The following is a 21,362-nucleotide window of genomic DNA, read 5'->3' on the forward strand; positions in this document are numbered from 1 at the left end:
GATGGCGGTTTCACCCGCACCATTCATGGTGACTGACACACCGCTATCGCGGGCAAGCCCGGCTCCTACAGGGATTGGGGGTGTTGCATAAATTGCGGGCACAAAAAAAGCACCTCGAAAGGTGCTTCTTTTTGAATCTGAAACCCGAGTATTTAGCGATTCTCGTCGTTCTGCGTAAGGATCAGCTTACCTTCCTTGTCGACCGGAATCTGGTTACCCGGATCGCGATCCATCCGCACCTTGCCTTCCTTGCCATCCAGCGAATACCGGACATCGTAGCCAACGACCTTATCGCTGATGTCATTCACCGTATTGCAGCGAGTTTGGGTCGTGGTGTAGGTGTCACGCTCCTGCATGCCTTCCTGAACCTTGTTGCCCGCATAACCACCGCCGACAGCGCCTGCGACCGTAGCAATTTTCTTGCCGGAGCCGCCGCCGACCTGATTACCCAGCAGACCACCCGCTAATGCACCGACCACCGTACCGGCAATCTGGTGCTGATCTTTGACCGGCGCCTGCCGAGTCACGGTTACGTCCTTGCAAACTTCACGTGGCGTCTTGATCTGTGTCTTGACCGGTTCAACGGCTAGTACTTGCGCATACTCAGGGCCGCTTTTAACCAGGTTGTAGGTGGCAACAGCACCCCCGGCAGTCACACCGACAGCACCCAAAACCGCACCAACCAACATCGACTTGTTCACATGAACCTCCTGACCATCACATGCGGGGCAAGCCCGCGCTTCTCCCAGCCTTGGAGCACAAAAAAAGGCGCGAGTTCAACTCGCGCCTTTTTTGGCTGACAGCGGAAAAGCGATAACCGTTATGGGCGGTCGTCGACTTCCTTCTCGGTCGCCGCAGGAGGAATCAAATCCTCGCTGCTGAGGTTCAGCCAGATCAGCACCACGTTCGCGATGTAGATCGACGAGTAAGTACCCGCCAGAACACCGATGAACAGCGCAATGGAGAAGCCGAACAGGTTGTCGCCACCGAAGAACAGCAGGGCCGCAATCGCCAGCAACGTCGAAATCGAGGTCGCCATGGTCCGCAGCAGGGTTTGTGTGGTCGAGATGTTGATGTTCTCGATCAGGGTCGCCTTGCGCAGTACACGGAAGTTCTCGCGAACCCGGTCAAATACCACGATGGTGTCGTTGAGCGAGTAACCAATGATCGCCAGTACCGCCGCCAATACCGTCAGATCGAAAGTGATCTGGAAGAACGACAGAATACCGATGGTCACGATCACGTCGTGGATCAACGAAACAATGGCACCGACCGCAAACTTCCACTGAAAGCGGAACGCCAGGTAGATCAGGATACCGCCCAGCGCCATCAGCATGCCGAGGCCACCCTGGTCGCGCAGCTCTTCACCGACCTGCGGGCCGACGAACTCTACGCGCTTGACCTGCGCCGGGTTATCGCCGCCGACCTTTTGCAAGGCCTCGGCCACCTGGTGACCCAGTTGCGGATCTTCACCCGGCATACGCACCAGCAAGTCGGTGGTTGCACCGAAGTTCTGCACGATGGCTTCGTGATAACCGGCGGTAACCAGTTGCTCACGCACCTTGGTGACGTCGGCCGGACGCTCGTAGGTCAGCTCGATGAGCGTACCGCCGGTGAAGTCCAGCCCCCAGTTCATGCCCTTGTGGAAGACGCTGAAAATGGCCAGCGCAGTAAGGAACAATGTGACGCCGAACGCAAAGTTGCGAACGCCCATGAAGTTGATTGTACGTAACATGGCAGCCCCTTAAATCCACAACTTCTTGAAGTCACGACCGCCGAAGATCAGGTTGACCATCGCGCGGGTCACCATGATGGCCGTGAACATCGAGGTAAAGATCCCGAGGGACATGGTCACTGCGAAACCTTTGACCGGGCCGGTGCCCATCGCAAAGAGAATCCCGCCGACCAGCAAGGTGGTCAGGTTGGCATCGAGAATCGCGGTGAATGCCCGGCCGAAGCCTTCGTTGATTGCCCGTTGTACGGTCATGCCCGCCGCGATCTCTTCACGTATCCGCGAGAAGATCAGTACGTTGGCGTCGACCGCCATACCCATGGTCAACACGATACCGGCGATACCCGGCAGGGTCAGCGTTGCTCCCAGCAGAGACATCAAGGCCAGCAGCAGCACCATGTTCACTGCCAGCGCGACGGTGGCGATAATGCCGAAGAAGCGGTAGATGGCAATGATAAACAGCGAGACAAACAGCATGCCCCACAGCGATGCATCGATACCTTTGGTGATGTTGTCGGCACCCAGGCTTGGACCAATGGTGCGTTCTTCAGCGAAGTACATCGGTGCAGCCAGACCACCAGCACGCAGCAGCAGTGCCAGTTCGGAAGACTCGCCCTGGCCGTTCAGGCCAGTGATGCGGAACTGAGCACCCAGCGGCGACTGGATGGTCGCCAGGCTGATGATCTTCTTCTCTTCTTTAAACGTTTGAACCGCAACATCTTTCTCGACGCCGTTGACCATTTGCTTGACGTAAGTGGTCACCGGGCGCTGTTCGATGAAGATCACCGCCATGCTGCGGCCGACGTTGCTGCGAGTCGCACGACTCATCAGCTCGCCACCGTGGCCATCCAGACGGATGTTCACTTCTGGCGTGCCGTGCTCGCCGAAGCCAGCCTTGGCGTCAGTCACCTGGTCACCGGTGATGATCAGGCCACGCTCGATCTGTGCCGGCGGACGGTTGCCTTCACGGAACTCGAAGGACTCGGAAGTGGCTTTCGAAGCACCCGGCTCAGCGGCCAGACGGAACTCAAGGTTGGCCGTCTTGCCGAGGATACGCTTGGCTTCTGCGGTGTCCTGAACGCCCGGCAGCTCAACCACGATGCGGTTGGCGCCCTGACGCTGAACGATCGGTTCGGCAACACCCAGCTCGTTGACGCGGTTACGTACCGTGGTCAAGTTCTGCTTGATGGAGTATTCGCGGATTTCCGCCAGCTTGGCCGGGGTCATCGCCAGACGCAGCACCGGTTGACCATTGAGGTCGGCCGGAACAATGTCGAAATCGTTGAAGTTCTTGCGAATCAGCGTACGGGCCTCTTCGCGGGCTGCTTCATCACTGAAGCCCAGCTGAATGGCACCGTTGAATTGCGGCAGGCTGCGATAGCGCAGTTTATCTTTACGCAACAGGCTCTTTACGTCGCCTTCGTACACTTTCAAGCGCGCGTCGATTGCTTTGTCCATGTCCACTTCCAGCAGGAAGTGCACACCACCGGACAAGTCCAGACCCAGCTTCATCGGGTGCGCGCCCAGGCTGCGCAACCATTGTGGCGTGGTTTGTGCCAGGTTCAGTGCAACGACGTAGTCATCACCCAATGCCTTGCGTACAACGTCTTTGGCAGGCAGCTGATCTTCAGCCTTGGTCAGACGAATCAGACCACCCTTGCCGTTCGCCGACAGCGTTGCAGCCTTGACGTTGATCCCGGATGCCTTGAGCGCAGCGCTCACGCGATCCAGATCAGCCTGATTGACGAGCAGCGCAGTACTTGCACCGCTGACCTGAATGGCCGGGTCATCAGGATATAAATTGGGAGCGGAATAAATCAGACCGACCGCCAGCACCGCCAGGATCAGAATGTATTTCCACAGAGGGTATTTGTTCAGCATCACGCCGCCCGCTTATGACGCGGGGCGCCTTGCGCGCCCCGTCGATTGAGTAGAAGTTGAAACTTAGATCGCTTTTAGCGTGCCTTTTGGCAGCGTGGCGGCAATGGCGCCTTTCTGGAATTTCATTTCGACGGTGTCGGAAACTTCCAGAACGACGAAATCGTCTGCCACTTTAGTGATCTTGCCGGCGATACCACCGGTGGTCACAACTTCATCGCCTTTTTGCAGGCTGCTCAGCAGGTTCTTCTGCTCTTTGGCGCGCTTGGCCTGTGGACGCCAGATCATCAGGTAGAAGATGACCAGGAAACCGACCAGGAAAATCCACTCAAAACCGCCACCCATTGGGCCTGCCGCAGGTGCAGCAGCGTCAGCCATGGCATTAGAGATAAAAAAGCTCATTTAGCACTCCAGTTGCAAATGTTGAATCTTGGGGTCAGAAAACTCAGTCCAAAGGCGGAACAGGTAACCCGCGCTTGGCGTAGAAGGCATCGACAAAGGCGGCCAATGTACCCTGTTGAATAGACTCGCGCAAACCAGCCATAAGCACCTGGTAATGGCGCAAATTGTGGATGGTATTCAACATGCTACCCAACATTTCGCCGCACTTGTCCAGATGGTGCAAATAAGCGCGGGAGAAGTTCTGGCAGGTGTAGCAATCGCAGGTCGGATCCAGCGGCGAATCATCATGGCGATGGAACGCGTTACGGATCTTCAGCACGCCAGTGTCAATGAACAGATGCCCGTTGCGGGCATTACGGGTTGGCATCACGCAATCGAACATGTCCACACCGCGGCGCACACCCTCAACCAGATCTTCCGGTTTGCCAACGCCCATAAGGTAACGAGGTTTGTCAGCCGGCATCTGACCCGGCAGGTAATCCAGCACCTTGATCATTTCGTGCTTGGGCTCGCCCACCGACAGACCGCCAATGGCCAGGCCATCAAAGCCGATCTGGTCGAGGCCTTCCAGGGAACGCATGCGCAAGTCCTGGTGCATGCCACCCTGAACGATGCCAAACAGCGCCGCAGTGTTGTCGCCATGGGCTTCTTTCGAGCGCTTGGCCCAACGCAACGACAGCTCCATCGACACGCGAGCGACGTCTTCGTCAGCCGGGTACGGGGTGCATTCGTCGAAAATCATCACGATGTCCGAGCCCAGGTCACGCTGAACCTGCATCGACTCTTCCGGCCCCATGAACACTTTGGCGCCGTCGACCGGAGAAGCGAAGGTCACGCCCTCTTCCTTGATCTTGCGCATGGCGCCCAGGCTGAACACCTGAAAACCACCGGAGTCGGTCAGAATCGGGCCTTTCCACTGCATGAAATCATGCAGGTCGCCGTGCTTCTTGATCACTTCGGTGCCAGGACGCAGCCACAAGTGGAAGGTGTTACCCAGAATGATTTCCGCGCCAGTGGCGGTGATATCCCGCGGCAGCATGCCCTTGACGGTGCCATAGGTGCCCACCGGCATGAACGCCGGGGTTTCTACGGTGCCGCGTGGAAAGGTCAAACGACCGCGACGAGCCTTGCCGTCAGTAGCAAGCAACTCAAACGACATACGACTTTGGCGACTCATTCTTTGTCCTCAGGGCCACGTGGTGCGGGATTACGGGTGATAAACATCGCATCACCGTAGCTGAAAAAGCGGTATCCATGCTCGACGGCCGCTTTATAAGCAGCCATGGCTTCGGGATAACCGGCGAACGCCGAAACCAGCATCAACAGCGTGGATTCGGGCAAATGGAAGTTGGTGACCAGGGCATCGACCACATGAAACGGCCGGCCCGGGTAGATAAAGATATCGGTGTCGCCGCTGAACGGCTTGAGCACGCCATCGCGCGCAGCGCTTTCCAGCGAACGCACGCTGGTGGTCCCCACGGCCACCACGCGACCACCGCGAGCGCGGCAAGCGGCAACCGCATCCACCACGTCCTGGCCGACTTCCAGCCATTCGCTGTGCATGTGGTGATCTTCGATCTTCTCGACGCGCACCGGCTGGAACGTACCGGCGCCGACGTGCAAGGTCACGAACGCAGTGTCGATGCCCATGGCGGCAATCGCTTCCATCAGCGGCTGATCGAAATGCAGCCCCGCCGTCGGTGCCGCCACAGCGCCCAGACGCTCGGCGTAGACCGTCTGATAACGCTCACGGTCCGAGCCTTCATCCGGGCGGTCTATATAAGGCGGCAACGGCATGTGCCCGACGCGGTCAAGCAGCGGCAACACCTCTTCGGCGAACCCCAGCTCGAACAACGCATCGTGACGCGCCAGCATCTCGGCCTCGCCACCGCCATCAATCAGGATCTTGGAACCCGGTTTCGGCGACTTGCTGGAACGCACATGCGCCAGCACGCGATGACTGTCGAGCACCCGCTCGACCAGGATTTCCAGCTTGCCGCCGGAAGCCTTCTGGCCAAACAGCCGCGCCGGAATCACCCGGGTATTGTTGAACACCATCAAATCGCCCGGGCGCAAATGCTCGAGCAAATCGGTGAATTGACGGTGTGCCAGGGCGCCGCTGACCCCATCAAGGGTCAACAGGCGACTGTTGCGACGCTCGGCCAAAGGATGGCGGGCGATCAGCGAATCTGGGAGCTCGAAGGTAAAGTCAGCAACGCGCATGATGGGGTTCGTCTAGCAGGGCCGGGAAGTCTAGCGGAAATATCAAAAATTCTCCATGTACCTGATTGACCAACGGTTATCTCATCTCTATACTTCGCCGCCATTGAGCCCTGATGGCGGAATTGGTAGACGCGGCGGATTCAAAATCCGTTTTCGAAAGGAGTGGGAGTTCGAGTCTCCCTCGGGGCACCATATAGCAGTATCTGAAAGTCTCTACCAGACTCTCAGACCCAGAGAAACCGGCCACTTGAGCCGGTTTTTTTGTGTCTGGCTATCTACCTCTGTATCCCCTTATCCGTTGTATCCGTGTATCCCTGCTTGTATCCTGAGAAAAATACCGAACTTTGGGATACAAGGATGAAGCGCGCAGACATCAAGCGCCGCCCTCTCGCAGACACGACACTTGCGGGACTGGAGCCGGAATCAAAGGAATACCGGGAGCTGGACGGAAACGGCCTCTATTTCCGGGTCAAACCTGATGGTGGTAAATCCTGGCAGCTCCGTTACAAACGCCCGGCGGGCAATTGGGCATGGATGGGGCTCGGGGGTTACCCGGAAGTAAGTGGTGCGTTGGCGCGGGACAAAGCTGCTGATCTACGCAAGGTAGTGAGTAGCGGTGCTGATCCCCTTGAACAAAAGCGATCTGCGAAAGCTGCTATCGATGCGGCCAAAACCCGAACCTTTCGAGCTGCTGCTGATGCCTGGCTGAAGGCGAAAGAAGAAAAGGGTCTTGCACCCTCCACCCTCAACAAAATCCGCACCTACCTCGACAAGGACATCCTCCCAGCGCTGGGGGACAAACCTCTCGACGAAATTACCCGCACAGATTGCGCAGAACTCCAAGCATCCATAGAAGCTAGGGATGCTCACAACGTCGCGGAAAAGTGTCGCACCTGGATTAATCAGATCTTCGGTCGAGCCATTGGCTTAGGCCTGACCGAAAATGACCCCGGCAGCCGCCTTCGCGATATCGCCGCTCAAGCACCTAAGACTCAGCAGCATCCACATTTGCTAGAACCTGAACTCGGCGAGTTTCTCGGCGCACTGAAAAACACCCCCAGTAGACTGACGGCCCGAACTGCCGCATGGCTTTGCATATGGACGGCATCGAGACCTGGGATGGTTCGCTTAGCCGAATGGAAAGAGTTTGACCTTGATAAAGCGATCTGGACGACACCCGCCGCGAAGATGAAGATGCGCAGGGACTTCATGTGCCCGCTTCCCAAGCAGGCACTATCCGCCCTCAAAGAGCTCCAGTGTCTCACCGGGCGCAGTCGATGGTTGTTCCCCGGAGTCGGTGCTAAAAACCCGACCATTAGTGAAAACACCATCAACAAAGTCTTTGCGACGATTGGTTACAAGGGGCGCTTGGTTGGCCATGGCACTCGCCATACCGCTAGTACTCTGCTAAGGGAACACGGTTGGCCGAAAGAGCATGTCGAAGCGCAGCTTGCTCATAAAGAAGAGGGAATCTCCGGGGTGTACAACAAGGCTCAATACCTTGAGCAGCGAGTAAAGATGATGCAGTGGTATGCGGATCACCTCGATGCGCTAGCAAGCGGAAAGGTTATCAAAGGACAGTTCGGGAAAGCGGTATGAGTACGTCCATCCAGCCACCCTCAAAAATGCGTGTTACGGGTGTTACTCGTGTAACGACCTTGGCCAAACACCCGGTTTCATTGGCTTTCACGGCTGTTACACGCTTGCGCGACTTTCCGTACACCCGATGTAGCGCCGACCTAACGTGTAACGCCAGAACAAGCCCTCGCCTGCTGCGGGCCGACGTTCGACGTACGCGGCTACAGCGCGACTCTCGCTGGTTACGTCTGCAAAACGTAGGGCGTGGGATCAAGCGTTACACGATGCAAGAGATACTTGGCGATGATTGATCACCAAATCACTCCCCGTACAGCGCTAACGTCTGGCCTGATCGCGTATCTCTCCGCCCAACCGCTCTACGGACTCTGCCGAGAACAGCTCGCTGACGTGTGTTATTTAATCGATCAGTGCTGTCTGCGCATTCAGACCGGCGACATCGAAGGCAATCTCAGCAGCATGTGCATCAAGGCAACGGTGCATGAAGAGACAATTTTTCAGTATGCCTCCACCGACTACAAAGCGCGCCTCGCTCATTGGGTTCGCCAGTACACCAACTGTTATTCGGCTTCGGAGCGAGAGGCGCATGCTGCATACATCATGGCCTGTGCCGCGAAAGCTCTGGGGATCTTGGCAGATTGGATGCGTGCCGCCGATCAACAGGCTTGGTCGTATGTAGCTGAACCTCCGACCGACTGGCCGTGGGACTTCTACTGCCAGTTCGTGGAGATGCAAATCGACCCGGGCGAACGCACCCAAGCACTTGATCAGTATGTCCTCCATCTGGAGCCGATCACCTCCCTACCCTGCTTGATCAATGACGAGCTGACGCCCATCGCTGATCGGGCTATCAAGAATGCCATCCGCAAAAAAGGCGGCATCATCAGTGGAATCGAGCGCACTAAGGACATCAGTGCCCGCGACGCGGCAATTGTTAATCAGGCCCGCCACTACTTGGCGAGCGGAATGCCTGAGAGGAACGTCAAAACGGCTGTGCATGCGTGGTTGGAACGTGAAGTCGCTAAATCACCAAACCAGCGTCCCAAATGGATTACCCTCGAAACCGAAAAGGCACTGACACGTAAGAGCGTGGAGACCATCCTCATACGCAATCTCGTGCTGTAAACCAGAAATTTCAATTGGAAGTGAACTGCTCACCGATTTTCCACACCTAGATCATTGCTCTCGTCCAAACCTATCGAGAGCAAGTACTGTGAAAACCTCAATTACCGAACTCCCCCGCCTCACCTCTGCAACTGCTACCCCACTATTCGATGCGTCTTCGACTTTGATCCGCATGCCCGAAGTCGAGGGCATCGTGGGCATGAAACGTTCGACCATCTACAAGCTCATGCAGCGTCCCGATTGCGGCTTTCCCCAGCCCGTCAAATTGAGCAACAGCAACGCTCGCGGCGCACCTGTCGCTTGGGTTCTTTCCGAAGTTCAGGCATGGGCACGCAGCCGTATCGAAGCGCGTGACCAGGTGGCCGCATGAAGCGCAACTACAGCCCATTCAAGGGGCCGTTTCTCGACTCCTACAGTATCGGATTCCGTCTCTATCAACCCAGCGCAATCAACTGGCGACATCGCACGATAGCGGGCGTGAGCTGGAACGGAGAGGAGCAGGAAGCGTTCTTTTTCAGCCCTGACGGCCTCGTTCTCCCACTCAAAGCCAATCCTTGGGAATTACCGGAACTGATCCGCAAAAATGCGGTGCGAAGGGAGTTTTCGAGCATCCACGGCACCGGTTATTTTGCGATAAAAGAAAGCCGCCGCGCCTCGCTCAAGTCGCTTGGTATGACCGACTGGGTCACGTACTGGCTGGTTGATCAATCGACTGGTTACGCCAACGATCCGACGGTGTGGCGACACCTCACAGAGCAGGATCTTGCGGAGGAAAAAACCGCTAGCGAACGCCTTCATCGTGAAATGCGCTTGACCTCCGATCTGACCAGCTATGTCGATGAATGTCTGACACAACGACGCGATTTGCTCGCGGTAGAACATCGCCGACGGTGCGCCGAGGACAGCAAGATCCTGGCTTGGCTCAAAGGCGAAACATCGCCGCCACTGTTTGCCAGCGTGCAGGAGGCAGCATGACGCCGACCTTTCTTCCCCACCAAGCATTGGATCTCGTAGGCGTACTTGAAGCGTCTCTGCCTTCATCCGCAGAGATCAACGGTCGCCAGCGCTTGCTTGCCCTCCGCGATCAAGCGATCTCAGCCGGCGCTCAGGTGATGATCGTGCTGTGGCAGAACCTGGAGTGGACGTTGTTAGCGGTTCAACCGCCAGCAGACGTGTTGATCAGTGACGCTCGCGAGCTGATTCCAAACCTGCTGCGCAATCCCGAAGCGCTACAGCTGATGCGACAACGAGCCCGCCAAGGAAACCACTTGCAATGGCTCACCCTCGCCCGCCCAGTCACTACCCAGCACTAACGAAAACGCCCCCGGGAGCGATCCGGAGGCGTTGAGGTAAATCTACATGCCCGCACAATTTATGACGCATCGAAAAAATGCGCAAGATCTCCGCACGGTTGCACTTTTAAAAACACGGCGTTACTCTCTGGCCGTCGCTGCAAAATCAGCGACCGGGTTTGACGGCCCGATCAACAATAGGCGCACAGGCGCCCCCATTACGATTGCAGGCGCTTTTTTTGTGCCCGCATTCCTGTTTTATGGTGGCTGTGCGTGGGAGACCTTCGGGTCTGCCGGGTTCCTATTGTCCCGGTCCGTCAACCTGCGCACAGCTACCACCCTAATTCGTTTGACGGCGGACGGTGGTAGCTCCTCAACAATAGGAGTTTCACCCCATGCACGCCCTCAATCCGTCCAAAATTCGCGCCGCTGCACACCGTGCAATGGCTCTCGCCGCTTTACACGCCAACTCCAGTCTCGCTACACGCCTCACCCGTTACAACGCTCACATGGTCAAAGCTCGCGCGCTCGAAGCCGCAGGCGGTGCTCAATGATCAGTGCTCTGAATTTCGCCCTGCCCGAGGATTTGCTGTGTGTCAGTAAAGACACTGAGGCAGGCATTCCGATTGATGCCATCACCTGTGCAGTAGATCGAGCCAGCTCTGTGCTCCTGCTTCTTGAAGATCAGTTCGAGAGCGATGGACCACATCTAGCAAACCACGTCATCGCAGCCGCCCTGTGGGACGTTCGCGGGACCTTGGGACTGATCCGCACCCTCGCCCTGCACGCTGACAACTCCACCCGGCGAGCCATGAATGGAGGCACCCAATGAACCCTTCCATTTTGATCAATACCGTTGGCGGCGCCACCTTTGCCAAATGCAACGCTCAGAATCAACCACTGTTCCGCATCAATGCCGGCATTTCCTGCGAAGAAGCACTCGAACAAGCGTCTCTACTCATGGACTGCGTGAACAAGCTCACCTGTCTGAGCGGCATGGAGAATGACAACGGCGCAATGGTGTGGGCTTCGCACTATTTGAGTGAGATGGCGAAGGCGATCATCGATGACGTTACCAGTGGCTTGCAATTGGCCCAATGCGGTGGCGTATGAATGCACCTACATCCCATACCCGTCGCCCTACCTTCGCCCAAGTCAAAGCCGTTGCGTTACACAACATTGATCGTGTACTTGCTCACTGGCTGCCCAACGGCAAACGCGTGGACGGCGGTAAGGAATACACCGCTGCCAATCCAACCCGCGCCGACAAACGCGCAGGTTCCCTCAAGGTCAACTTGAGCAAAGGCACCTGGGCGGATTTTGCCACTGACGACAAAGGCGGCGATCTGATCGATCTGGTGCGCTATCTGGATGGCGGCACCGACGTTGAGGCCTGCAACAAGCTGGCGGACCTGCTGAGCGTTTCCGCTGGGGCCGTGCAAGCGAAGCCGGAACCCAGCAAAAGCAAAACACCGGAATGGCTCGCTATTCAGCCGGTCCCGGCCGAGGCCCTGAGTAAGTGCCCAGCCAAACACCGGCAACACGGTGCGCCGTCCAAAGTCTGGATGTATCGCGACGTTCAAGGTCAGCCGGTCATGGCGCTCTATCGCTTCGATCTAGCTCCAGATGAAGACGGCAAACCGCGCAAGGTGTTTGCTCCCTTGACCTGGTGCCAGCGTACCGACGGCCAAACGCAGCAATGGCGCTGGCAGGGGCTGCCTGAGCCGCGTCCTCTGCTGCGCCTGGATGAACTGGCGCAACGAGCAGAAGCTCCGGTCATTGTGTGCGAAGGCGAAAAGGCCGCCGACGCCGCGGCGGAGCTGCTGCCCGGTTACGTGGCCACGTGCTGGCCGAACGGTTCGAACTCCTGGCACAAAGCTGACCTGATACCGCTCAAAGGTCGGTCCGTGGTGTTGTGGCCAGACAACGACACCAGCGGCAAAAGCTGCATGGACGCCGTCGCCGAACAACTGCAACAAGTCGGCGCCGCGTCGGTCCGCGTGATCACCCTGGACGTCTTCAAACGCAAGCCCACCTTCGAAAATGGCCAGCCCATTTTTGCCAAAGGTGGGCAATGGGATGACGGCGACGACGCGGCCGATGCCCAAGCCAAAGGCTGGACGGCGACGCATTTCGCCGAACTGGAGCGTAGCGGCGAATTGTTCGGTGTCGAGCCTGAGAAAGCACCGACCGAACCAACCGAAACCAAGGCCAAACCGACGACCAAGCGTGCCGCGAAACCCAAAAACGATCTGCTGCCCGGCGGCTTCCGCCTCACACCCGAAGGCGTGTTTTATTCCGGTGACGATGGCGAGGCACGCCCGGTGTGTTCGCCACTGGAGATCCTCGCGCGCACCCGTGATGCACAGGGGCATAACTGGGGTTTGCTGGTCGAGTTCGACGATCCCGACGGGGCGAAAAAGCGCTGGAACATCCCGGCACGAACCATGACCGGCGACTTCGGCAAGGACGTGCTCGGCCCACTGGTGGACATGGGCCTGCGTCTGGCCGGCAGCCGATCCGGACGCAATGCGCGCAATGACCTGCAAAGTTACCTCGGCGGCTTCGACAGCGCCCAACGCGCACGATTGGTCACCCGTCTAGGCTGGCATGACAGCGCCTTCCTGCTGCCCGAACAACAGGTCGGCTCGCACCCCGAACACCTGCACTTCTATGAGGCCGGCGCGCAGCTTCCACCCATCAGCGAAGCCGGCACCCTGGAGCAGTGGCAAGAGCAGATCGGCGCCTTGTGCATCGGTAATCACCGCTTGGCGTTTGTCGCCAGCGTGGCGTTTGCCGGACCGCTGCTGCACCTGCTCGGCCATGAGTCGGGCGGCTTTCACCTGTATGGCGACAGCTCGGGCGGCAAGACCACCCACCTGCAAGTGGCCGCTTCGATCTACGGTGGGCCGCGTCTGGTGCGTTCCTGGCGCTCCACGGATAACGCCTTGGAATCCATCGCCGCCGCGCATTCGGATGGACTCTTGGTGCTGGATGAAATCGGCATGTGCGACCCGCGCATCATTGGCGAAACGGTGTACATGCTCGGCAACGGCACCGGTAAGGCTCGCGCCAATGATCGAGGACAAGCAGGCCGCCAGGTGCAGGAGTGGCGTTTGCTGTTTCTCTCCACTGGCGAGAAGACCTTGGCGCAACACATGGCCGAAGCCAACAAGGAACTCAAAGCCGGCATGGACGTACGCATGCTCGCCGTGCCGGCGGACGCCAGCAAAGGCCTGGGCATGTTCGATGTGCTGAACGGCTTTGATGATGCTGCCGCCCTCTCCGATGCACTCAAGGCGCGGGTGGCCAAGTACTACGGCACACCGCTCACCGCCTTCCTGTCGGCCCTCTGTGAGCCCGGCAAGCGGCACGGTTGGTCGACGATTCTGCGCCACACCTTGGAGGGTTTTATCGCCAAGGCGCTACCCACTTCGGCCAGCGGTCAAGCACACCGAGCCGCCGCTCGCTTTGGTCTGGCTGCCGCAGCCGGTGAGTTGGCCACCGCCATGGGCATCACAGGCTGGCCCGATGGCACGGCCACTACCGCCGCTCGTGTATGCCTCAGTGCCTGGATGAATGAGCGTGGCGGCGCCGGAAATCTTGAAGGTGACGCGATCCTGGCGCGGCTGCGCCAAGTCATCGAGCGCTTCGGCGAAAGCCGCTTCACCCGCTGGGAGTCGGCCGCCGCGAAGATCGATGAACACGGTCCGCGCACCATCGACCGACTGGGTTTTCGCAAGTCGCTGGAACACGGAATGGGCGACACGCTGCATACGACGACTACTTACTACGTGCTGCCCGAAGCTTGGCGCTCCGAAGTGTTCAAAGGCATGAACATCAACGCGGTGAACAAGGAGCTGTTACGTCGAGGCGTATTGGAGCCGGGAGCCGATGGCAAAGCGTCGACCGCTGTACGCCTGCCTGGACTTGGTTTGCAGCGTTGCTATGTGGTTGTGGCAGTACCTGAGCAAGGTGAGCGCGAATCGCAGGCCGCTTAAGTCGCGGCCTAACTCATGAGGTAGCGCCGGCTGATTCCGGCCTCGCCAGCCAAGTACACACAATTAAAAAACTGACTTGAGGAAGTGACCATGAATGAATTGAAACAGCAACAAGCCGCTTTGATCGCTGAACGCGAAACGCTGGAAAACAGCCTCCCTCACTTGGAGGCTGCTTGGCGAAATGCACCCAGCAACTACAGCTCGATCGGCAACATGATAGGAAGCCCAGAAAAGAGTGAAGCCATGGATCGGTTTTCCTCTGCCCAAAGCCGTTTACGCGCCATCCCTCATGAGCTCGATCGCATTGAGCAAAAGCTCGCGTACTTAAAGCGCAGGACACAGGTTGATGAGATCAAAACAGAATCCATCCAAGCCATGTCCGCAGCAACCGCCGAGGTCGAAGCATTGGAACGGACGCAAGCGCACTTGAGTGAGCGACTTCAGTCGATTCGGTCTGAGGCAGAACAAACCCTGGAAAAAGCACAACAAGCCGAGCGGGACGCTGCCAGTCTCTATGCCCGAAGCCTTGCCAGCGGTGACCGCGAAGGTGAAAAAACCGCGAACAGTGAAATCCAGAAAGCTGCCAAGCAACTTGCAACAACGGATGAGCAAGTGAGAAGGCAAGAACTCATCCTTACCGCCCTGCAGGCGGAACTCGACACCATCGAAACTCAAATCTCAAGCGCTCAACAGCGTGGGGATGAGGCAAAAAAAGCGGCCTTGAACGCAATAGGGTTTGCATTAGATGAGGAGTGGAATGCCGCTACCGAGCAATTGGTGGCTGTGGGAGCACGGATACTCGCTGTCAGCTATCAGAAGGGAGGGATGGGAGATGGCCTATCCGGACTTGTAGTGCCTCGCTTCGGTCCCTTCCACACAAGACTTGATCGTTCCGACCTGGCAGAAGCCGCGCGCAACATTTCCCTAGTGGATCTATTCGGAGCAGCCTGACACCGAATCAGCCCGCGCTAGCGGGCTGCTTACCCAAGGCTCTGAATCTCACAGCAAAACCCTCCACTCCGTCCGAACGGTGAATCTGCCCCTTAAAAGGCGACGCATCGAGTGTGAATCCTACTCAGTGGCAAGGACATTCGATAAATCCTCGGCGACGATTGGCTACACGTCATGTTCACGTACAGCCTGAAAACACAAGACGGTTTGTGCTGACCGGAAACCCCTGCTAAGATCAATAACGGAATTATTCGATACCAAAATCCAGATAACGGAATCAGCAGAATATGAACGAGACCCAGGTTCATGAAGCAATTGAAAGCTTGATATCGGCTCATTTCCCTCGGGAATTCTGGGTCCGGCTGATTGACGATCTCCACGCTTCATATGGGATGGCCTTTCACGCAGCGAACGTCACTCTTGGCCTGCACAGGCATGAGTTGGTGCGCGCCCTACCCCAATTTCGACATTACAAACTGAGTACCGCCTTGAGGGCGGTAGCTGAGGCAAGTGGTGTAGAGGTAGCCGACCTACAAGCGGATCATTCTGGTGAAAACTACATCGTGTTGAAGTCTGGCCCCCTCCAAGTCGGAAGAATCGGCGTAAATCAAGGGGAAGCTCTCCCGCGAGGAGCCAAACATCGCACCCTTATTTCTGCTTTGAACTCGCGGCTTGAAGGATATACCCCTGATCTTTTTGCTAAAGATATACCTCGGTTGCCGTCACAAACTTTAGGGCTGCTGCTCGTCAATATTAATCCAAAGCCAACTATTGCTCAGGATCAAATGGTAGATCTTCAGATAGGAGTTCCTTACACCGACTTCTCAGGCTGGCATTATTTGAAGTCGTGCTCCGTCTTCGCATCAGAAGTTACGAGCAGACCAACTGCTCAATCGGTGGAGCAAACTGATGGTGCGGTGGTTCGTATCAAAGAAGCAATTGATGTTATTGAAGCTGATATGGCAAGAGATTCAAAATGAGAGCTGGAGTATCCGGGTTTGTTCCGGTTCGTTTGACACAAGCGCGCGTTTCTGCAGGTCTTACTAAGTTAGAGCTAGGTAATCGCATAGGAAAATCACCATCCTCTGTTACGCGATGGGAGAAAGGCGAAAGCCTACCCGAATCAGAAGCACTAGAAAGTTTATCATTGATATTGAAATGCCCAATAGCTTGGTTTACAAAAGAACTGCCAACAGAAACTGAGTCGAATATATTTTTTCGAACCCTGGCAACAACCACAAATGATTTGCGAACCGTAGCACGCGTTAAAATTGGCTGGCAACAAGAGATAGCAGCATATTTCTCCAAATGGTTAGATTGGCCAGAAATAAAACTTCCTCAATCCAATGCAATTGACCATCGAGAACTTGACCGATCAGACGTGGCAAATTATGCACAGAGTTGCAGAGATATGTGGGGGCTAGGGCTAGGCCCAATAGAGAATGTGCTACTCTCAATTGAAAGTGCCGGCGTGATTTGCTCCAGGATCTATCAGGGGCACACAAAAATGGATGGTCTTTCGCAGTGGGAAGAGCCTACCAACAGGCCATATATATTATTATCAAAAGACAAGAACAACTACTACCGCGGTCGGTTTGACGCAGCCCATGAACTGGGTCATTTGGTAATGCACCGTTTTATTAACACATTTGATTTACTTCACCACAAAGAAATTGAAGATCAAGCGAACTACTTTGCGAGCTGCTTTTTACTACCTGAAGAATCGCTTTCCATGGAGTTACCTAGATATCCATCCCTGGAAAACTTATTAGGCCTTAAAAGACGTTGGAAAGTCTCAGTGGCAGCTATAATTTTTCGAGCAAACAAACTTGGACTTATTGGTGAGGACGAAACCCTTCGACTTAGAAAAAGCTATTCTGCCAGAGGATGGTCTAAGGGTGAGCCGCTGGATGACTCCACTCCCCCTGAGAGCATTCGCCTTCTTCCTCGCGCGGTTAAAGCGCTACTAGACAACAACATTAAGTCAAAGAGCGGAATAGTGTCAGATCTTTTGCTGGCCCGCAGAGAAGTTGAAAGTATTTGCGGACTAGAAACAGACTTCTTAAGTGAACTACCAACGTTAGACAACAATGCTTTCCCTGCTCTGCGAAAATCAATAGACACCACATCAAATGTTGTCTCATTTAAACGACGCGACAGACCGTAATTTAACACAGCTCAGCGATGAACTGCATCATCGCGTGCTTGAATACAGAGTTAGCCATGTTCAATACTTGGCCATTTTACTCCATGAGGTAAAAATGTTTTATTCACGAAAACTGAATACCGAAAATGGAAAAGTTGAAGTCTGGGAATGTGAGTGGTCTAACAAGGGCACCGGCTTAGCTCGAAAAGAGTATTTGAAAAAAGTAGGTGACGAAGATGAGATAGACTTTGACCACGATGACTACTCACCTGCAGATGCGATCTGCTGGGCGCCTGGGCGTACAATTGGAAATATTGCGGTAAGCTCTGAAGAGGCTTTCGGCATGTTTGAAGGTAAGGCTGGCACTGACGCGTTGCTGCCTTGTCAAATAATACCATGCGGAAAATTCCGCCATGGCGAAAAACGATGGTATTGCAAAACTCATCAAATACATTGGGGCACCAAAGCTGACTTCGCTGCTGCTAACGAGTCAGGTGAAGTAAAGTGCGGAAACCACTTGATGGGTATGAGTTATGTGGTAGATCCACACGAGATTTCCTTCATTGACTTTGAGGAAATTGGTATTTGGTGCTCGCTCCCACCCGGCTTATCTAGTGAGCCTATTGTTCGGAGAGCACCGAAAATCCATGTCCACAAAAGATATGCTGGCGAGGAAAAAAAGGCTATGGATAGAGATTTCGACGCCATAGTCTGCTCATACAATCAGCAGTTAGGTTTATTTCAAAATCAAGAGATTACAAAAATACAGGTGACACCGCCAGCAGCTTTCGAGTTCGTTCGCTCACTGGAAGAAAATTGGCAGATGGACTGTGTCAGTTGTAAAAAATGCGGATATCCGCATCTTGATCTAGGTGATTTCGCGGTAAAACCTCATAAAAAACACTTCTGCGGAAACTGCGGCAACGATAGCATATGGAGTTCCTCCCCAATTGTTTCTACACCACTCAAGCCTTTGCACGATCAGTTCCACCAAAGTAACAATTATATCTCTCCCGACCGCACATTAAACTTAGACGAATACGATGGAAATCGTTTTGATGTCTGGGCATCCACTCCGGCGGTACTTTGGACTGCTAATAGACCACAGGAAAAAGGTATTCATGTCCACGTCTACCAAGACCAAGGGCGACGTAGAATTGTGGACGACACCTTTGACCAGGTTATTTACAAGGGTGTAGAACTAGACCGAAGGGAAATCTGGAAAAACATGATAGCGAACACCATATACTAGACTATGGAATAGCGAGGCCTAGGCCTCGCTCATCTGATGAAGACTTGTACTTATCATATAGCCTCAAGGCTTATCAAAGCCGAGCCACCATTAGCTACATTCCTTTTAATGATTTACGAGCATTGACTTTTAGTTTGAGTGCTCTTGCTTGTTCAAGCACTTCCTCCCACTGCTTTAAAATCTTTCGATACTCTTCCTGCTCTTGTAATGTAAGGGAGTCTTCAAGACCACATGGGTTGTAATTATACTTACCGATGTGGCCCTCAATCTTAGCAATTCGCGACGCACCATCATGTGGATGACGAGACTTAATGAAAGTACGCCAATCCTTGTTACCGCGCGAGTCATTGCATGTCTGGCATGCAGGTACCGTATTGCCGACAACCAACTCACCGAACGCTGTAACCGGAATGAGGTGATCCGCGACTACACCACGATTTTCCGCAGTAGGCACTTCACCACAATAGGCGCACCGACCGTCGAATTCTTTTTGGGTGTCCGCCCACTCCAATTTTGTCATCCGGTGAGAAGAAGCGACAATCTCTCGCATGCCGCGAAGTACGTGGTAATTCATCCTCGGAAAATGCCGTGTTCCTGTCATCGGGCGCCAACTATTCAGGTTGAAGTGGGATGTAGAGTAAGACTTTCGTTTGCAGGAGCAAGCTACGAATTTTCCCGCGGGCTGTCCAGCTGCTGCTTTTATTCAGGACCGGCACTCCTGATAATCGACTTTCGACCGAAGTGATGGTCACGACTGACTGTCTAGATCGGGGCGAAGGCGGTCGCTCTGCTGTTCCCACCTCGTAACGAAAATGCATCTTTCAGCTACCCTCCGAAAAAAGAGAGGTCGATGCGAGGCGGTACGCAGTTGTTGATTTAAACGCTCCTAAACACCCCTCTTGGAAACGTTGGGCGGCTAGTTCAGTATGGTGCAGACATACAAGGAGTTCTCTAAATGCCGCGTCGCCCTGCCCCCAAGCGAATTCACTACGTGCGTGCAAGCTATAACCGAAACACTGCACCCCGAGAAAGCCTGGAATCATTGGTTCGTAACGCGATTAGGCGACTGCCATCTGTACAGGAAACCCAGATTCAAATGGGTTTACTGGGAACTGTCGCCATTCGCCAGCGGACTTCGGCTAGCCCCCTAATGCTGGCGATTGGAGCAGGTGCTCCAAATGAACAAATGAGCACAATGGGCCTTCGCGTACGCGCTATCCAGGACCACGACCTCCTCGAAGCTCCGCCTCCAAATCGCGTTTTCAAGCACGCTGATGCCTATATTCTTCTAGAGGAACGAGATCTGCTGATCATAGTTGACGGTTCATTCAGCCTCGACTCTGTTGCAGCCTACCTAAGAGAGCTCATAGAGCTGGCTTCGCCAGGAGGTAGAGCGGCAAACGTCTTCGCACTGAAGCCGGTTTCTAATCGCGATCGGGCAGCCGTCCTTGCTCGGGAAGGAATTAAAGAGCTGCACATTGAGAGTTCTCTCTATGCTGCTACCCAGCTACTGAATGATGCAGAAGCCTCGCCAACATCCGCCTGGAATCAGTTCACCGGAATGTTGAGGTCGTTTGTCGAAGAGGAGCAGGATCAGGCCCAGGTCCAGATGCTTGCCGAGGACTGGGGAGAATTGGAAGTCTCTACTATTATCAAAGCAAAAGGTGGTTCACGTGCCAAGGAATCAGTGCTGGAGTCGGTCGAGTCACTAGGAAGCGACCTGCTAGCCGAAATGCCAGCAGGCGTTAATCTCACCGTGATTACCCGAAGCGGCACTAAAATTACCCCTGATGATCTGATCAGAGTAAAAAGTGCTAATTTGAAGCGGCGCGAAAACACAAATGACCTGGATGTTACTGAGGTCTGGGAGAAGCTCACTGAGTACCGGGAGCAACTCCAACATATAGGTGAGTGGTTACGGTGAAACCGGATAAACCAAAGATCAGTTGGCGAAAGCTAGTTACAGCGCTCGTAGTCGTCAGCGGGGCAGGAATTGCCGGCTGGTTTTTTCAACCAAAGTATCATGACAACGACGAAGCATTAGCTTCCCTTGTTTCGATCTTCTCTATCCTTGCGGGCTTCTTGGCGGCCATTATCGCAGTAGTGGCAAATGACAGAGCCTTAAAGGGAAGGACTTGGAGGCAGGACACATTTTACTTGGATAAAGTCAAAAGAGAGCTAAAGAAACACCAACTCCTTTTTTACATGTACCTAGTAACTTTGACCTTGGCATTTGTTTGCCAGTTAAAGTTTGATTGGGAATGGAATATGCAAACCTGGCTGGAACGTATCCTGCTTTTTTTCGCGACACTTGCAATGTCTATGTCATTCGCACTACCAGGGCGCCTAACCAAACGTCAAGTTGAAGACCTCGAGAAGGTAATTAAAGACCGGGAACAACGCGAGACGGGCAATAAGCCTCCCTCGCACTAACCCCCATCACTAATACCGCAGGGGCCGCAGCCGACACTAGAGGAACATGCCTAGGCTGCACAAATGACGGCATAGAAGTGGCACTCTTTGAGGATTGCAAGATTGTTTGCACATCACTTTCTTCCGATATCAACGGCCAAAGCGTTACACCATCCACCCTTTTATATTGGGTGTACGCAAAATATCATGAACCGTGTAACACGATAGAAACCAACGTATTCAATGACTTACCGAGCTTCGTTACACAATTTACACCTGTTACACCACTCTTTGAGAAGATACCGCAAATCCCACGCCCTTTCGTCGTAATGCCCACAGCGACAGAAAGCCA

General features: G+C 54.8%; 22 protein-coding genes and 1 tRNA gene. 16 read left to right on the plus strand and 7 right to left on the minus strand.

What is annotated here, in order from left to right; all coding sequences use genetic code 11:
• Positions 1-152: 152 nt before the first annotated feature.
• The 6 genes from ACWGZX_RS08760 to queA all read right to left on the minus strand — a co-directional run bounded on the left by ACWGZX_RS08760 (position 153) and on the right by queA (position 6,235).
• The gene (locus ACWGZX_RS08760) at positions 153-701 is read right to left on the minus strand and encodes a glycine zipper 2TM domain-containing protein (protein WP_223512189.1); all 549 of its coding nucleotides are present in this window, start codon (positions 699-701) and stop codon (positions 153-155) included.
• Positions 702-820: 119 nt separating this feature from the next.
• The gene (secF, locus tag ACWGZX_RS08765) at positions 821-1,735 is read right to left on the minus strand and encodes a protein translocase subunit SecF (protein ID WP_223512190.1); all 915 of its coding nucleotides are present in this window, start codon (positions 1,733-1,735) and stop codon (positions 821-823) included.
• A 9-nt stretch (positions 1,736-1,744) separates the two neighbouring features.
• Positions 1,745-3,613 carry a protein translocase subunit SecD gene (gene secD, locus ACWGZX_RS08770; RefSeq protein WP_452628048.1) on the minus strand — a complete coding sequence of 623 codons (1,869 nt, stop codon included), beginning with the start codon at positions 3,611-3,613 and terminating at the stop codon, positions 1,745-1,747.
• Between the two features lie 63 nt (positions 3,614-3,676).
• Positions 3,677-4,012 (minus strand): preprotein translocase subunit YajC, encoded by a 336-nt coding sequence (yajC, locus tag ACWGZX_RS08775; RefSeq protein ID WP_007982729.1) that lies wholly within the window; start codon positions 4,010-4,012, stop codon positions 3,677-3,679.
• 43 nt (positions 4,013-4,055) lie between these two features.
• The gene (gene tgt / locus ACWGZX_RS08780) at positions 4,056-5,171 is read right to left on the minus strand and encodes a tRNA guanosine(34) transglycosylase Tgt (protein ID WP_223512204.1); all 1,116 of its coding nucleotides are present in this window, start codon (positions 5,169-5,171) and stop codon (positions 4,056-4,058) included.
• A 14-nt stretch (positions 5,172-5,185) separates the two neighbouring features.
• Positions 5,186-6,235 (minus strand): tRNA preQ1(34) S-adenosylmethionine ribosyltransferase-isomerase QueA, encoded by a 1,050-nt coding sequence (gene queA / locus ACWGZX_RS08785; protein WP_452628049.1) that lies wholly within the window; start codon positions 6,233-6,235, stop codon positions 5,186-5,188.
• Positions 6,236-6,342: 107 nt separating this feature from the next.
• Between queA and ACWGZX_RS08790 the strand changes: the two genes are divergently transcribed.
• From ACWGZX_RS08790 to ACWGZX_RS08855, 14 genes are all read left to right on the plus strand, one after another.
• Positions 6,343-6,427, plus strand: a tRNA-Leu gene (locus ACWGZX_RS08790).
• A 165-nt stretch (positions 6,428-6,592) separates the two neighbouring features.
• Entirely contained in the window at positions 6,593-7,834 is a 1,242-nt protein-coding gene (locus ACWGZX_RS08795; RefSeq protein WP_452628050.1) for a tyrosine-type recombinase/integrase, read from the plus strand.
• 282 nt (positions 7,835-8,116) lie between these two features.
• A complete protein-coding gene (locus ACWGZX_RS08800; protein ID WP_452628051.1) occupies positions 8,117-8,956 on the plus strand; it encodes a hypothetical protein in 840 nt (279 codons plus the stop codon).
• A gap of 88 nt (positions 8,957-9,044) precedes the next feature.
• On the plus strand, positions 9,045-9,326 hold the full coding sequence (locus ACWGZX_RS08805) for a helix-turn-helix transcriptional regulator (RefSeq protein ID WP_452628052.1): 282 nt from the start codon (positions 9,045-9,047) through the stop codon (positions 9,324-9,326).
• A complete protein-coding gene (locus tag ACWGZX_RS08810; protein ID WP_452628053.1) occupies positions 9,323-9,931 on the plus strand; it encodes a hypothetical protein in 609 nt (202 codons plus the stop codon). Before ACWGZX_RS08805 ends, ACWGZX_RS08810 begins: the two co-directional genes overlap by 4 nt.
• Positions 9,928-10,269, plus strand: a complete 342-nt coding sequence (locus ACWGZX_RS08815; RefSeq protein ID WP_452628054.1) for a hypothetical protein — start codon at positions 9,928-9,930, stop codon at positions 10,267-10,269. Before ACWGZX_RS08810 ends, ACWGZX_RS08815 begins: the two co-directional genes overlap by 4 nt.
• A gap of 374 nt (positions 10,270-10,643) precedes the next feature.
• On the plus strand, positions 10,644-10,802 hold the full coding sequence (locus ACWGZX_RS08820) for a hypothetical protein (protein WP_452628055.1): 159 nt from the start codon (positions 10,644-10,646) through the stop codon (positions 10,800-10,802).
• Positions 10,799-11,080, plus strand: coding sequence for a hypothetical protein (locus tag ACWGZX_RS08825; protein WP_452628056.1), 282 nt, complete (start codon positions 10,799-10,801; stop codon positions 11,078-11,080). The genes ACWGZX_RS08820 and ACWGZX_RS08825 overlap by 4 nt, the downstream gene beginning before the upstream one ends.
• Positions 11,077-11,361, plus strand: coding sequence for a DUF3077 domain-containing protein (locus ACWGZX_RS08830; RefSeq protein WP_452628057.1), 285 nt, complete (start codon positions 11,077-11,079; stop codon positions 11,359-11,361). The genes ACWGZX_RS08825 and ACWGZX_RS08830 overlap by 4 nt, the downstream gene beginning before the upstream one ends.
• Entirely contained in the window at positions 11,346-14,249 is a 2,904-nt protein-coding gene (locus tag ACWGZX_RS08835; protein ID WP_452628058.1) for a DUF927 domain-containing protein, read from the plus strand. The genes ACWGZX_RS08830 and ACWGZX_RS08835 overlap by 16 nt, the downstream gene beginning before the upstream one ends.
• A 90-nt stretch (positions 14,250-14,339) precedes the next feature.
• Positions 14,340-15,200, plus strand: coding sequence for a hypothetical protein (locus ACWGZX_RS08840; RefSeq protein ID WP_452628059.1), 861 nt, complete (start codon positions 14,340-14,342; stop codon positions 15,198-15,200).
• Between the two features lie 287 nt (positions 15,201-15,487).
• Complete coding sequence (locus tag ACWGZX_RS08845; RefSeq protein ID WP_452628060.1) at positions 15,488-16,180, plus strand: hypothetical protein; 693 nt, start codon at positions 15,488-15,490, stop codon at positions 16,178-16,180.
• Positions 16,177-17,367, plus strand: coding sequence for a helix-turn-helix domain-containing protein (locus ACWGZX_RS08850; protein ID WP_452628061.1), 1,191 nt, complete (start codon positions 16,177-16,179; stop codon positions 17,365-17,367). Before ACWGZX_RS08845 ends, ACWGZX_RS08850 begins: the two co-directional genes overlap by 4 nt.
• A complete protein-coding gene (locus ACWGZX_RS08855; RefSeq protein WP_452628062.1) occupies positions 17,333-18,598 on the plus strand; it encodes a hypothetical protein in 1,266 nt (421 codons plus the stop codon). The genes ACWGZX_RS08850 and ACWGZX_RS08855 overlap by 35 nt, the downstream gene beginning before the upstream one ends.
• Positions 18,599-18,692: 94 nt before the next feature.
• Here the strand turns inward: ACWGZX_RS08855 and ACWGZX_RS08860 are convergent, their stop codons facing one another.
• The gene (locus ACWGZX_RS08860; protein WP_452628063.1) at positions 18,693-19,172 is read right to left on the minus strand and encodes an HNH endonuclease; all 480 of its coding nucleotides are present in this window, start codon (positions 19,170-19,172) and stop codon (positions 18,693-18,695) included.
• Positions 19,173-19,553: 381 nt separating this feature from the next.
• Here ACWGZX_RS08860 and ACWGZX_RS08865 point away from each other — a divergent pair, with 381 nt between their 5' ends.
• Positions 19,554-20,522, plus strand: coding sequence for a hypothetical protein (locus tag ACWGZX_RS08865; protein ID WP_452628064.1), 969 nt, complete (start codon positions 19,554-19,556; stop codon positions 20,520-20,522).
• Complete coding sequence (locus ACWGZX_RS08870; RefSeq protein ID WP_452628065.1) at positions 20,519-21,031, plus strand: hypothetical protein; 513 nt, start codon at positions 20,519-20,521, stop codon at positions 21,029-21,031. Before ACWGZX_RS08865 ends, ACWGZX_RS08870 begins: the two co-directional genes overlap by 4 nt.
• Positions 21,032-21,362: the final 331 nt, after the last annotated feature.

Source organism: Pseudomonas sp. CLCA07 (genome assembly GCF_053615335.1).

Excerpts from the sequence above, each read along its gene's own strand:
- secF (WP_223512190.1), bottom strand. The coding sequence starts at position 1,735 with ATGTTACGTACAATCAACTTCATGGGCGTTCGCAACTTTGCGTTCGGC.
- ACWGZX_RS08795 (WP_452628050.1), top strand. The coding sequence starts at position 6,593 with ATGAAGCGCGCAGACATCAAGCGCCGCCCTCTCGCAGACACGACACTT.
- ACWGZX_RS08840 (WP_452628059.1), top strand. The coding sequence starts at position 14,340 with ATGAATGAATTGAAACAGCAACAAGCCGCTTTGATCGCTGAACGCGAA.
- ACWGZX_RS08820 (WP_452628055.1), top strand. The coding sequence starts at position 10,644 with ATGCACGCCCTCAATCCGTCCAAAATTCGCGCCGCTGCACACCGTGCA.
- ACWGZX_RS08835 (WP_452628058.1), top strand. The coding sequence starts at position 11,346 with ATGCGGTGGCGTATGAATGCACCTACATCCCATACCCGTCGCCCTACC.
- ACWGZX_RS08860 (WP_452628063.1), bottom strand. The coding sequence starts at position 19,172 with ATGAATTACCACGTACTTCGCGGCATGCGAGAGATTGTCGCTTCTTCT.
- ACWGZX_RS08830 (WP_452628057.1), top strand. The coding sequence starts at position 11,077 with ATGAACCCTTCCATTTTGATCAATACCGTTGGCGGCGCCACCTTTGCC.
- ACWGZX_RS08850 (WP_452628061.1), top strand. The coding sequence starts at position 16,177 with ATGAGAGCTGGAGTATCCGGGTTTGTTCCGGTTCGTTTGACACAAGCG.
- ACWGZX_RS08800 (WP_452628051.1), top strand. The coding sequence starts at position 8,117 with ATGATTGATCACCAAATCACTCCCCGTACAGCGCTAACGTCTGGCCTG.
- ACWGZX_RS08825 (WP_452628056.1), top strand. The coding sequence starts at position 10,799 with ATGATCAGTGCTCTGAATTTCGCCCTGCCCGAGGATTTGCTGTGTGTC.
- ACWGZX_RS08815 (WP_452628054.1), top strand. The coding sequence starts at position 9,928 with ATGACGCCGACCTTTCTTCCCCACCAAGCATTGGATCTCGTAGGCGTA.
- ACWGZX_RS08865 (WP_452628064.1), top strand. The coding sequence starts at position 19,554 with ATGCCGCGTCGCCCTGCCCCCAAGCGAATTCACTACGTGCGTGCAAGC.
- tgt (WP_223512204.1), bottom strand. The coding sequence starts at position 5,171 with ATGTCGTTTGAGTTGCTTGCTACTGACGGCAAGGCTCGTCGCGGTCGT.
- ACWGZX_RS08810 (WP_452628053.1), top strand. The coding sequence starts at position 9,323 with ATGAAGCGCAACTACAGCCCATTCAAGGGGCCGTTTCTCGACTCCTAC.
- secD (WP_452628048.1), bottom strand. The coding sequence starts at position 3,613 with ATGCTGAACAAATACCCTCTGTGGAAATACATTCTGATCCTGGCGGTG.
- yajC (WP_007982729.1), bottom strand. The coding sequence starts at position 4,012 with ATGAGCTTTTTTATCTCTAATGCCATGGCTGACGCTGCTGCACCTGCG.
- queA (WP_452628049.1), bottom strand. The coding sequence starts at position 6,235 with ATGCGCGTTGCTGACTTTACCTTCGAGCTCCCAGATTCGCTGATCGCC.
- ACWGZX_RS08855 (WP_452628062.1), top strand. The coding sequence starts at position 17,333 with ATGTTGTCTCATTTAAACGACGCGACAGACCGTAATTTAACACAGCTC.
- ACWGZX_RS08845 (WP_452628060.1), top strand. The coding sequence starts at position 15,488 with ATGAACGAGACCCAGGTTCATGAAGCAATTGAAAGCTTGATATCGGCT.